This window comes from Citrobacter sp. RHBSTW-00524 (assembly GCF_013747755.1).
GTDB classification, from domain to species: domain Bacteria; phylum Pseudomonadota; class Gammaproteobacteria; order Enterobacterales; family Enterobacteriaceae; genus Citrobacter; species Citrobacter braakii.
This window is the reverse complement of sequence record NZ_CP056421.1, coordinates 1,286,056-1,299,863: the sequence shown is the minus strand read 5'-3', so window position 1 is coordinate 1,299,863 and position 13,808 is coordinate 1,286,056. Positions and strand designations below refer to the sequence as shown.

Annotated in this window: 5 protein-coding genes; 3 read left to right on the top strand and 2 right to left on the bottom strand. The window is 54.9% G+C overall.

Annotated features, from left to right (window positions below; translation table 11 throughout):
- The first annotated feature begins 97 nt into the window (after nucleotides 1-97).
- Entirely contained in the window at nucleotides 98-442 is a 345-nt protein-coding gene (gene bamE, locus HV229_RS06215) for an outer membrane protein assembly factor BamE (RefSeq protein ID WP_003826401.1), read from the top strand.
- 50 nt (nucleotides 443-492) lie between these two features.
- Here the strand turns inward: bamE and HV229_RS06210 are convergent, their stop codons facing one another.
- On the bottom strand, nucleotides 493-789 hold the full coding sequence (locus tag HV229_RS06210; RefSeq protein WP_003839823.1) for an RnfH family protein: 297 nt from the start codon (nucleotides 787-789) through the stop codon (nucleotides 493-495).
- Nucleotides 773-1,216, bottom strand: a complete 444-nt coding sequence (ratA, locus tag HV229_RS06205; RefSeq protein ID WP_003031213.1) for a type II toxin-antitoxin system toxin RatA — start codon at nucleotides 1,214-1,216, stop codon at nucleotides 773-775. The genes HV229_RS06210 and ratA overlap by 17 nt, the downstream gene beginning before the upstream one ends.
- Nucleotides 1,217-1,370: 154 nt before the next feature.
- Here ratA and smpB point away from each other — a divergent pair, with 154 nt between their 5' ends.
- Together smpB and HV229_RS06195 are read left to right on the top strand one after the other, a co-directional pair.
- Complete coding sequence (gene smpB, locus HV229_RS06200) at nucleotides 1,371-1,853, top strand: SsrA-binding protein SmpB (RefSeq protein WP_003031211.1); 483 nt, start codon at nucleotides 1,371-1,373, stop codon at nucleotides 1,851-1,853.
- A gap of 581 nt (nucleotides 1,854-2,434) precedes the next feature.
- The gene (locus HV229_RS06195) at nucleotides 2,435-13,708 is read left to right on the top strand and encodes a BapA/Bap/LapF family large adhesin (protein WP_181547096.1); all 11,274 of its coding nucleotides are present in this window, start codon (nucleotides 2,435-2,437) and stop codon (nucleotides 13,706-13,708) included.
- The last annotated feature ends 100 nt before the right edge of the window (nucleotides 13,709-13,808 follow it).

Genomic DNA, 13,808 nt, shown 5'->3' with positions numbered 1-13,808 from the left:
GACAGCAAAAGGTTTTAAAGTGGTGAAAGGTCTATTATCATCGGCATATTACATATGAGCCGCGTACTGCTCGGGCCCGAAAAGGAATCAAATCACTATGCGCTGTAAAACGCTGACTGCTGCTGCAGCAGTACTACTGATGTTGACTGCAGGCTGTTCCACTCTGGAGCGAGTGGTTTACCGCCCTGACATCAACCAGGGAAATTATCTGACACCTACCGATGTCGCTAAAGTGCGCACGGGTATGACGCAACAGCAGGTTGCTTATGCTCTGGGTACACCAATGATGTCCGATCCTTTTGGCACTAATACCTGGTTTTATGTGTTCCGTCAGCAACCTGGACATGAAGGCGTAACCCAGCAAACGCTGACGCTGACCTTTAACAGCAGCGGCGTATTGACCAACATTGATAACAAACCCGCTTTGACCGATAACAAGTAGGTTTGAGAGATCAAAAAAAGGTGCTCAATGAGCACCTTTTTTATTGTCTGTTACTTTTTAGCGGATTTCTCTGCTCGCTGTCTGCGCAGCTCTTTTGGGTCAGCAATCAGTGGCCGGTAAATTTCCACCCGATCGCCGTCATGCAGAACATCAGCAAGCTTTACCGGACGGCTGTAGATACCCACTTTATTTTTACTGAGATCGATATCGGTACGTAATTCCAGCAGCCCGGAAGCGCGGATAGCCTCTTCCACCGTTGCGCCCTGCTGCAGCGTTACGCGCTGTAAATACTGTTTCTCGGGTAGCGCGTACGCCACTTCAACGACAATTTTAGCCGACGCTGACACTGTAAACCTCTTTCGCGCGAACCGTGAAGGCCTGCACCATATTTGAAGCCAGTTCTTTAAAGATACGGCCAAACGCCAGCTCGATTAACTTATTGGTGAACTCAAAATCGAGGTGAAATTCAATACGACACGCTTCATGACTCAGTGGCGTAAACTTCCAGCCGCCAATCAGCTTCTTGAACGGCCCATCGACCAGATGCATCAGAATGCTCTGATTACTGGTCAGTTGATTGCGCGTGGTGAACGTTTTACTGATCCCTGCTTTCGAGACATCCACAGCGGCCGTCATTTGTCCCGGAGTCGACTCCAGTACGCGGCTACCGGTGCAACCCGGCAAAAACTGAGGATAGGACTTAACGTCATTCACTAGCTGATACATCTGTTCCGCACTGTAGGGTACTAAAGCGGTCCGGCTAATCTGAGGCATAACAATTCCCATCAATATCAATCACACAAATAATACCATTTATCACCCGCTAAAAAAAACGCTATAGCCTAACTCGTGCTAAGATAGCGCCTTGCGCCCCGCTGGATGAAATGGGGTGTTTTTCGATTCCAGATTACCTATACTGAGCGGCATTATGACGAAGAAAAAAGCACACAAACCTGGCTCAGCCACAATCGCGCTAAACAAGCGCGCACGACACGAATACTTTATTGAAGAAGAGTTCGAAGCAGGACTCGCCCTGCAAGGTTGGGAAGTCAAATCCCTGCGCGCGGGTAAAGCCAACATCGGCGACAGCTATGTCATACTCAAAGACGGCGAAGCGTTCCTGTTTGGCGCCAACTTCACGCCAATGGCGGTGGCCTCAACACACGTGGTATGCGACCCCACTCGAACCCGTAAACTGTTGTTAAACCAGCGTGAACTCGACTCCCTGTATGGTCGTATGAATCGTGATGGTTATACCGTCGTTGCGCTTTCGTTATACTGGAAGAATGCCTGGTGCAAAGTGAAAATTGGCGTTGCGAAAGGTAAGAAACAGCACGACAAGCGCTCTGATGTGAAAGAACGCGAATGGCAGTTAGATAAAGCGCGTATCATGAAAAATGCTGGCCGCTAAATGCTACTCCCCTGTGACCAGTCTCTCCTCCTGAGACTGGTTCTTATTTTTTAGTTATCGAAACCCACACAATACATTCACCGAGTTTATAGTTTATTTATGCTGAATCGTTCAGATATGAAATAAACCTCCTGTCATTACCGTTGCGGTCCATAGTCCAATAATATAAAAGTTCAAGACCATAGTATTCATATTTCCATTTATTTAATAACACTATTATTACTGTTGTTTATTATATTGATGTTCATTTCAATAAAAACAAACCTATTTAAATACAATTATTTACCATAAAAACAACCGTTAAAAGCAAACTGAAAAGTATCCTTTTCAAATGACTAATTACTTTTTTAATATGGATAAGTTGCAGAATACTTTCTTTCTGACTATATCATCTAATACGAAAGAACTATTCAGCCGAAAGGGCCCAGACGTATTTAATCAATAAACTAACATCTATGTGACCTAATCAATGAAATTACATGTGTAAATTCATCTTTATGATGAACGGAGCCCCTGTCTGCTCATTTTCCCAGCGCGCTGTTGCGGATTAATACTCCCGGCATGCCATCAGGAGTGAACATATGCGTCTACTCGCCGTTGTATCAAAATTAACTGGCGTTTCCACAAATGTTGAAGCCTCTGAAGTTACGCTCAGTTCACCTTCTATCGTGAAACTGTCTGTGTCGCGTGAGGAGGTGAGTCAACTCACGCGCGTTAATCAGGATCTGGTTGTCACACTCCGCTCAGGTGAAACCATCACCATTAAAAATTTCTACCTCGGAAAAGGCGAAGCGCAAAACCAACTTGTTCTGGAGGACAGTAATGGCGCACTGTGGTGGGTTCAGGATACTGACGGAGCATTCCATTTCCAGCATCTGGACGATCTCACACCGCTGATGACGGCCGAAGGCAGTCATGAAGGCGGCGCCGTCTGGCCGTGGGTTCTTGGCGGGATCGCTGTCGCTGGCGGGATTGGCCTCGCTGCGGGTGGTGGTGGCGGCGGCGGCGGGAGCGATAATAACGCTGGAAACGGTAATGCCGGGAACGGCAATGGTAGCGGCGGCAATGGCAACGGCGGCAACGGTAACGGTAACGGTAACGGTAACGGTAATGGCGACGGTGACGGTGACGGTGATGGCGACGGTGATGGAGGCACACCGCCAACGACAACCCCTAACAGGCCAGACGTCCCCGTTATCACCAGCATAATCGATAACCAGGAGCTGATTACTGGCCCTGTCAATCAGCAGGAATCCACCAACGATAATACGCCGACACTCCAGGGCACCGGCCCCGCGAATGCCACATTACATATTTTTGATAACGGCGTCGAAATAGGCCAGGTGACAATCGATGCCAACGGCAACTGGTCGTTTACGCCATCCTCTCCTCTGGCAGACGGCACGCACCAGTTTACCGTCAGCGCTTCAGACGGTACGGGCAGCAGTGGCATGTCGGACAGTTGGGAAATTATTGTCGATTCGCTTGCCCCCGACGCCCCCGTGGTCACTCAGGAAACCGACAATGTCGGTTCCATTACCGGCTTTATCGCCAATAACGGCGTAACCGACGATGCCACGCCGACGCTCACTGGCACAGGCGAAGTAGGTAGTACCATCAACATCTATGACAATGGCATCCTGATTGGTATGCAAACTGTAGATAGCAATGGTAACTGGACATTTACACCGGACATTCCGCTCAGCGATGGTGTTCACAATCTGACGCTGACGCAAACTGACGCCGCAGGTAACGTGAGCGCGGAAACGCGCGTGCCGACATTCACCGTTGATACCACCCCGCCTGCAGCCGCAGTCATTTCCTCCGTTAATCCGGAAGGTACAACGGTAACCGGTAGCGCTGAGGCGGGAAGCCTGGTCATTATCATCGGCAGTAATAATCAGGTTTTGGGTTCAACAACGGTCGATCAAACCGGCAATTTCTCCATCGCGATTTCGCCCTCACAGACGCACGGTGAAACGCTGATCGCGAAAATTCAGGACCATGCAGGCAACATCGGGCCAGATACCTCTTTCAATGCCACCAACTCTGGCTACCCGGGCGTGCCTGTTATCGTCAGCATAATGGATGATTTTGCCCCATCAACCGGACCATTGAGCAATAATCAGGCCACCAACGATAATACCCCCACGCTCTCTGGCACTGCCGACGCCAACAGCACGGTTAACATTTATAACAATGGGGTGTTTGTCATAAGCGTGCTAGCTGATGCCAGCGGCAACTGGACCTGGACCTCCAACACCAATTTGCAGGACGGCTTATACGCCTTCACCGCCACCGCGACAAACCAGTCAGGTACAGGAGGCATGTCACCAGCGTTCAATATCAGCATCGACACCCAGCCACCGTCGCCACCTGATGATCTCAACGTATCTGCGGATGGGACTGTCGTCACCGGAACGACCGATCCAGGTAATACCGTGGTTATCACCGGCAGTGGCGGAACTCAGATCGGCAGCGGCGTCGCCGGAACGGACGGCTCATTTACCATCACCATTAACCCACCACAGACCAATGGCGAAACCATTGAAGCCATCGCAACCGATCCGGCAGGAAACCCAAGCCTGCCAGAAACGGCGCTTGCACCAGACATTACCGCGCCACAGCCCCCAACAAACCTGCTAGTTAATGGCACTGGCGACCAGGTCACCGGCAAAGCCGAACCCAACAGTACGGTCAATATTCTGGATCCAGATGGCAATATCATTGGTACGGCAACTGCCGATACGGATGGGGATTTCACCGCAACGCTGGTTCCGCCGCAAACCAACGGCGAGACCCTTACGGCAAATGCGACCGACACCGCAGGCAACAAGGGCGACAACGCCTCTGTCACCGCACCGGACACCACGGCACCTGATGCGCCAACCGGCGTCACCGTCGCCGGAGACGGCGGTTCTGTAAGCGGACATGCTGAAGCGGGAAGCACCGTCACCGTTAAAGACAGCAACGGTAACCCGATTGGCATAGGCCAGGCTGACAGCGGCGGCAATTTCACCGTGTCTATAGCGCCGTCGCAAAAGAACGGCGAAACGGTAAAAGTCACCGCAACGGACAGCAGCAATAACGAGAGTCAGCCTACCTCCGCGTTGGCTCCGGATATCACTGCACCAAACCAGCCAGTTATTATTGCCGTTACTGATGATGTTGACGATTTCACTGGCCCCATCAATAACAATGGGTTAACCAACGACGATAAACCGAAAATTGAAGGCATCGCCGAAGCAGGTTCGCGGGTCAAAATTTATGATAATGGCACCCTGCTTGCGACCGTTAACGCTGATAACAACGGTAAATGGAACTATACGCCCACCGCAGCACTAAGCCAGGGCGCGCACGTATTTACGGTGACGGCAACAGACGCTGCCAACAACACCAGCAGCGCCGCCAGTTGGAAAATTATTGTCGATAGCATCGCCCCAACCGTTCCAGTAATAACGTTGGTTAACGATGATGTTGGCAGCATTACGGGCAACGTTGCAAATAACGGTTGGGTCACCAACGATAACACGCCAACCCTCTCGGGTACCGGTGAACCAGGTTCACTGGTGAGCCTGTACGATGGCAGTCTGTTGATGACGGTTATTCTTGTCGACAGTTCAGGCACCTGGAGCTATACCGTTCCGGGAAATCAGGTGCTCAGCGATCGCACTCATCAGTTTACGGTATCGGCAACCGATGCCGCCGGTAATGTCATCACCTCACCCACAGTGGTCAGCGTTACCGTAGATACTCAACCGCCAGGCGATCCTGTCATTTTGGCTGCCACCGACGACGTTGGGAATGCGCCGATCGATCTGTCTTCCGGAAGCCGTTCAAACGATACCTTACCAGAGCTGAAAGGAACCGGAATAGCCGGTTCTACAATCACCCTCTATGAGGGTTCCACGCCAATTGGCAGCACAACGGTTTTACCCACCGGCACCTGGAGTATTCAACTCAGCCAACCGCTCAGTGAAGGCGCACACAATTTATCCGCTATCGCCACGGACGCTGCAGGCAACGCCAGCAATGCCGGGAACTTTACGCTGACGATTGATACCACCCCACCAGTTGCCCCGGTTATCAGCTCTGCAGAAGGTCTGATTGGGACAAATCTACAAACGCTGAGTAACGGCAGCAGTACCAAGAGCTCGAATCCCGAACTCTCCGGAACCGGCGAGCCCGGCGCGAAGATTACGATTTATGATAATGGCGGTTCTATTGGCACCGTCACCGTACAGCCAGACGGCACCTGGACATTTACCCCAACCTCACTCGCCGACGGGCCGCATAAATTTACCGCCACGGCGACTGACGTCGCGGGCAACACGGGGATCCCGTCGGCAAGCTTTACTCTGACAGTAGACAATACGCCTCCCGCACAACCAGCCGCGCCAATCATTACCGACGATGTGGCTCCGGTAACGGGTGTGGTCACTAATGGCAACACCAATGACACCACGCCAACCTTTAGCGGCACGGGGAACGTCGGGGATCTGATTACCCTCTATCTTGCTGGTACTCCCCCATTGCAGGGAACAGCAACAGTAGGTGCAGACGGTACCTGGAGCTTCACTCCGTCAGCACCGATTGTTCCTGGTAGTTATCAGGTAACTCTCACCGCAACCGATCCAGCAGGCAACGTCAGCCTGCCATCTAACGCCATAACACTGAACATCGACACGACGCCGTCTGCACCTCCGGTGATTAGCGCCGCCAACGATAATGTCGGTGACGCCACGGGCGACCTTGCGCCAGATGCCGTGACTGATGACACCACGCCAACCATTCGCGGTACTGGCACAGACGGGGATACCATCACCCTGTATAACGGGGGGACGGTGATCGGTACTACAACGGTGGCTGGCGGAACCTGGAGTATTACGCCAGGGACTGCGCTGGCGAATGGAAGCTACACGTTAAGCGCCACCGCAACCGATCCGGCAGGCAACATCAGCGACAATTCAAACAGCATTTCGTTTACGGTTAACAACACGAAGCTGACGTTGCCGCAGGTAACGGATATTCAGGATAACGTTGGAATCTTTACCGGTTCGCTAACCAGTGGCAGCGTCACGGACGATACCACCCCGACCATTAGCGGGACCGGCACACCGGGCAGTACAGTGTTAATTTTCGATGGCAATAATCCCGTCGCAATTGCTACGGCTACGGTTGCTGCTAACGGCACCTGGAGTGTGGATGTTCCCCTCACGCCTAACGTCTCTCACACACTGACGTTCGGCGCCGTGGATGCCGCAGGTAACTCACTGGCTGCAGATAACCCGCTGACGGTGATTGTCGATACCCTGCCGCCTGCAACGCCTACGGTTACCAGCGTAGATCCTAACGGGACGCTGGTAAGCGGTACGGCCGATGCCGGCAGCACCGTGATTATTCGCAGCGGTAACACCATTCTCGGCCAGGGGGTGGCAGACGGTTCTGGTAACTTTGCTGTCACCATTTCGCCAGCGCAAACAACCGGTCAGGCGCTCAACGCCATCGCTCAGGATACCGCCGGAAATCAAAGCGACCCTACATCGTTTAACGCCGCTACCTCCAGCGTTCCGCATCCACCGACTCTTGAGATCGTTGATGACATCGCGCCCATCATGGGGGTGATTGGCAACGGTAAAACCACCAACGACACCTTACCGCTGCTGCAAGGGACCGCCACTGCAGGGGCATCGGTGACTATCTATCAAAATGGCGCATCCATCGCCACGGTAACCGCCGATGCCGTGTCTGGCGCATGGAGTTATCAGCTACCCACTGCGCTGACTAACGGCATTACCTATAACTTCACGGTTTCACAAACGGTAGACGGTACCCCAAGTGGTCTGTCGCCCAACTACGCAATCACCATCGACACCACGCCCCCGCAGGTGCCAACTATCACCAGCATTATTGACGATATTGCCCCCGGCACCGGATCGTTGGATAAAGGGCAAATTACCAACGATTCACGCCCAACGTTTAACGGAACCGGCGAAGCGGGGGCAACCATCACCCTTTACGATAATGGCATCGCTTATGCCACTACCACAGTAAACAGCAACGGATTCTGGAGTTTTACCCCGACCGCTCCGCTGGGAGAAGGCGACCATATCTTTACCGCTCGCGCAACAGATGCCGCAGGCAACCAGGGAGATCCATCCGGTGATTTCCAGATCATTGTCGATACCCTGGTGCCGAATGCCCCCTCTATTGTGACAGTCACGGACAACGTTGGTGCGATTCAGACCCTGACCTCCGGGCAGTTGACCAACGATAATACTCCAACGCTTGCTGGCGTTACCGAGGCGGATTCGCTTGTTACCATCCGCGATAACGGGGCGGTCATCGGCACAACCATCAGCGATGAAAACGGCAACTGGAGCTTTACGCCTGCGCCTGCCCTCGGTGAAGGCAGCCACTCGCTGACTGCCACCGTCACAGATGCCGCGGGCAATATCAGCCCGGCAACGCCACCGTTTGTGGTTGTCGTCGACACGCTGCCGCCAGCGGCACCGACCATTACCTCCGTAATTGACGATCAGCCTGGCAATACAGCGCTGACCAACGGACAGTTGACGAACGATGCGCAGCCTACGCTGAACGGCAAAGGCGAGATAGGCGCCATCATCACGATCCGTGATAACGGCGTCGCCATCGGTACAGCGCAGGTGGACGAGTCAGGCAACTGGCGCTTCACACCGGATGCACCGCTGGGACAGGGACAACATATATTCACCACCGTTGCCACCGATCAGGCAGGTAACTCCGGTGGGGTATCATCATCGTTTACTATTGAGCTGGACTCAGTTGCCCCGTCAATCCCGGTCATCAGCACAGTTCAGGACAGCACCGCACCGACAACAGGCCCGATAACCAACGGGCAGACCACGAATGAATCCCGTCCGGCCCTGAGCGGCACCGGTGAAATTGGCGCGACCATTACCGTCCTGAGCGATGGTCAGCCCATCGGCACCACCACCGTTGGGGCTAACGGCACCTGGAGCTTAACCCCAACGGATGCACTCAGTAACGGCCCGCATACGCTGACCGTCACCGCCACCGACAGCGCCGGTAATACCAGCCAGCCATCCAATAGCTTCACGCTTATCGTGGATACCGTGTTGCCTGGTACGCCAGCGATTACTCAGGTTGCAGATGATGTCGGCCCGCTGATCGGTAATCTGAACAACGGTCAGGCCACGAACGATCCACTCCCGACGCTTAGCGGCACGGCTGAAGCCAATTCCACGGTAAGAGTTTACGATAACGGATCGTTTATCGGCTTTACCTCAGCGGATGGCACGGGCGCCTGGAGCTTCACGCCAGGAACCGAGCTTGGCAACGGTAACCACGCGCTGACGGTGACAGCCACCGACGCTGCCGGAAACGTCAGCCTCACGTCCGCTGGATTTAACATCGTTGTTGATACCGTCGCCCCGCTTGCGCCAACGATTATCCAGGCTTTTGATGACGTGCTACCGGGAACCGGAACGCTGTCGAGCGGGGCCTTTACCAACGACACCCGTCCCGTACTCAACGGCTCGGCGGAAGCCGGTGCCCGAGTAGCCATCTACGATAATGGCACGCTGCTGGCAACGGTAACTGCGGCGATAGACGGCACCTGGGAATATCTGCCTGCCGCGCTGGGTAACGCTCAGCATGTGTTTACCGCTATCGCCACCGATGCCGCCGGAAACGTAAGTCCCACCTCCGGCGGGTTTATTATTAATGTCGACACCATTGCGCCATCCGCCCCGCTGCTGGTCTCAGTGGTGGATGATATCGCAGGCGGCGTGTTCAATGCGGCGCTCAACAACGGACAACTGACCAACGATGCGCGCCCGACGCTGAACGGTACCGCCGAGGCAGGCAGCACCGTCAGCATCTATGATGGAAGCACCCTGCTGGGTACGGCGCTGGTGCAAAGTAATAACAGTTGGTCGTTTACCCCAACTACGCCGCTGACGAATGGATCGCACACCTTCACCGTCACCGCGACAGATGCGGCTGGCAACACCAGCAGTGCGACGGCAGGCTTTAGCGTGGTGGTCGACACCACAGCGCCGACGCAGCCTTCAATCAGCAGCATTATTGACGACGTCGGGCCAAACACCGGGGCGATTGGCGCTAATCAGCCAACCAACGACGCACGCCCAACGTTAAGCGGCACCACAGAAGCCAACGCGCGGGTCGATATTTACGATAACGGCAGCTTTGTCATCAGCGTGACGGCGGACGGCAGCGGTAACTGGAGTTACACCCCAACCACCGCGCTGACACAAGGTACCCACTCCTTTACCATCACCGCAACGGACAGTGCGGGTAATACCAGTGGCATATCGTCTGCGGCAGCGATCGTGGTCGATACCGTCGCCCCGGGCATTCCTACAGGGCTGGCGGTAAACGCCAACGGTACCACGCTCACCGGCGTTGCCGAGCCAAACAGCACGGTCATTATTACCTCCAGCGGTGGAACGGTGCTCGGCACGGCAACCGCCAACGCCTCCGGTAATTTCACCTTCACGCTGAACCCACCGCAAATCAGTGGGCAAACGCTGCAGGTCAGCGCCCAGGATACCGCAGGCAACATCGGCACGGCGGGTAACGTTCTGGCACCGTTTACCGGCGTACCGCCTGCGCCGGTTATTGCCAGCGTACTTGATGACGTCGGTACGATCACGGGGCCCGTCGCGGCGGGCAAAACCACCAATGATACGCTGCCAACGCTCAGCGGAACGGCGCAGGCTAACGCCATCGTCAGCCTGTACAACAACGGCGTGCTAATGGGCACCACGACCGCAGACGGTAACGGGATCTGGAGCTTTACCCCATCCGGGGCGCTCAGCGAAGGTAACCACGCGTTTACCGCCACTGCAACAAACGCCAACGGCGCAAGCGGGTTGTCCAGCTCGTTCAGCGTGATTGTGGACACCACGCCACCGACCGCGCCAACGATACTGATCAGCGCCGATGGCGGCACCGTCAGCGGCGTCGCCGAAGCGGGAAGCACGGTCACTATCTCCCTGCCCGGCGGCACCAGCGTGACGGCAATCGCCAACAGCAGCGGTGTCTACAGCGTCAACCTGCCGGTTCGCCAAATTGAAGGTCAGTCTCTGTCCGCCACAGCGACCGATGCAGCGGGCAATACCTCATCGCCGACAAGCGCTATCGCACCGGTATTACCGCTGCTGGCTGAAGACAATGTCACCAGTCTGCCGCTGCAAACCGATGTCATCGTCAGCACCGAGCATCAAAGCGATTATGGTTTCCTGCTGGTTAATGCCTTGGGGAATGTCGCCAACGTGCTGGGGAACGATACGGCAAGCGTTAATTTCAGCATCGCTTCTGGCGGCAGCGGGTCCATTACGATCAACGCCGCCGCGACCGGCGTGGTGCTGTCGCTGTTAAACACGCTTGAAGTCGTTATCCAGCGCTTTGACACCGGGCTGAATGCCTGGGTAACGGTGGTGGATACCGGGAAACCAGACTTCGCCAGCCTGCTCACCCTGGGCGCCTCGGGCGTAACGCTCAATTACAGCGGGCTGACTGGCGGTGATTACCGCGTGGTCAGCTACAACACTAACCTGCTGGCGACCGGGGCATACACCAGCCTTGATGTCTCAGTGGTAAAAGCCAGCGCAGGGACCATCATCGGCGGTACCACGGAATCCGGGAATATCATCACCGATACCGATCCCGCCAACGGGCAGGATAACGCGCCTTCCGGCACGCTGGTCACCGCCATCACCGACGGTAACGGCAACGTTGTGAATATCCCGGCGGGCGGCATTGATGTGCAAGGGAAATACGGTATTCTGCATATCAATCAGAACGGTAGCTACACCTATACCCTGACCAATACGTCAATCTCAGTGTATGGTCGTTCTGAAAGTTTCACCTACACGCTGACGCATGGCAGCGATCACTCCTCGGCAAAACTGGTGGTAACGCTCGGTCAGGCCCCAACCACCAGCACGGTAACCGCGGCAGACGATGCAGCAGTGCTGACTTACGGAACGCAAGTCATCGCGGTTGACCACTTGCCTTCACAACAAACCGGCTTCACGCTCGCCAGCGTCGGACTCGGCAATGTGCTGGACGTCAGTCTGGTCAACGGTCTGACTAACCCGATTAAGTTCAACGTTGACGATGGCGCAACCCGCACGCTGACCGTACAGGCGAATGTTCTCGGCGTGACGCTTGGCGGCTTCGATCTCTATGTTTATCGCTTCAACGAGTCAATTCAGCAGTATGAGCAGTACCGGGTACAGCCAAACTGGGTCACTGCCCTACTGGGCGGAAGTTCGTCAGCGTATACCATTACGCTACCGGGTGGCGATTATCTGTTCCTGCTTAACGCTTCCGGCGGCCTGACGCTGCTGACCAGCTATACCCTGAATATTCAGGCCGATCACACCTACGCCGTCGACAGCCTGAGTGCGACAACCAATGGCAATCTGCTGGTCAACGACTCGGCTCCGGCCAATACCGTTATCACCGAAGTAAACGGTATCGTCGTTAACGGGACGGGCACTACCACTATTAATGGGCAGTACGGCACGCTGACTATCGATGCGAAGGGGAACTACACCTACACGCTAAGAAGCGGACTGGGTGCAGACGGTATCAACACCCCGGACAGCTTCGTGTATAAAGTCAGAGCACCAAACGGCGATACCGGCAGCGCCTCGCTGAATATCAAACCAACGCCGCAGCCGCTGGACGCCGTAAATGACGTCAGCAGCACGATGGCGGTCACCACGCAGGCGGACACCTCCAGATTGTTTGCTGACAACAGCGTCGGGAACGCCAGTTGGAACGCCCAACTCCTTTCTCCCACCTCACAAAATGGCACTGGCGTCATTGAGGTCGCGACGGGAACGGCGGTGCAAAACGCCATACTGCATTTTAACGTTGCTTCAGGTCTGACGCTGGGCGGACTGACCGTCACCTGGGCGCTGTATGACAGCAACAACGTTAAGGTTGCCAGTAACTCATTCAACGGTGGATTGCTCATTGGCGGCAATATCGATATTGCCCTGGGGATCATGTTGCACCCCGGTAACTATCGACTCGACTACACCGGCAGCGTCGGGGCTTTAGGGCTGGGGAATATCACCATCACCCCTAGCGTGAAAGGCACGATAATCGACCTGCAGAACGTCGAAACGTCCGCGGCAAACAGCGTCGCCGGCAACATTTATGACGGGGACCATATTGCCAGCGTGCATACCTTGCTGACGGTGAACGGCACGGGTGGTAGCACCGCCACGCTGGATCCGCTGAGCAGCACGACCAGCGCCATCATTAACGGACTGTACGGCAAACTGACCATTGGCATTGATGGTCATTACACCTACGCCCTCAACAGCGATGTCTCACTTTCCACCATCCTCACCAAAGAGACATTTACTTACACCCTAAACGATCAGAATGGGCATACCGATACCGCTACGTTGACCATCAACATGAATCCGCAGGTTGTAAGCACCGTAGATGCCGATCGTTTTACCGGCAGTATCTACGGCGATACGCTGATTTATCACCTGCTCAACGCCAACGACGCTACCGGTGGTAACGTTGGCAATGTTGGCGTTGGACCTACCGATACCTGGACCAACTTCTCGCTGGCCCAGGGCGACAAAATCGATATCGGCGACCTGCTGGTGGGCTGGAACGGGCAGAACGCTACGCTCGGCAACTACCTCACCGTGACCACCAGCGGTAACAACACGGTGATTGCCATCGACCGCGACGGTACCGGCAACACTTATCACTCAACCAATCTCATAACGCTGGAGAACGTCCACACCACGCTCGATGAGCTGGTGCAACAAAATCACATTGTGCCCTGAAGCTAACGCATAACGTTAAAGCGCCATAACTACAGCCCCGGATGCCATGACGTCCGGGGCAATAACAGTCGTCGCTGCCGTATTTTGTAAGGGATAAACT

Excerpts from the sequence above, each read along its gene's own strand:
- smpB (WP_003031211.1), top strand. The coding sequence starts at position 1,371 with ATGACGAAGAAAAAAGCACACAAACCTGGCTCAGCCACAATCGCGCTA.
- bamE (WP_003826401.1), top strand. The coding sequence starts at position 98 with ATGCGCTGTAAAACGCTGACTGCTGCTGCAGCAGTACTACTGATGTTG.
- ratA (WP_003031213.1), bottom strand. The coding sequence starts at position 1,216 with ATGCCTCAGATTAGCCGGACCGCTTTAGTACCCTACAGTGCGGAACAG.
- HV229_RS06195 (WP_181547096.1), top strand. The coding sequence starts at position 2,435 with ATGCGTCTACTCGCCGTTGTATCAAAATTAACTGGCGTTTCCACAAAT.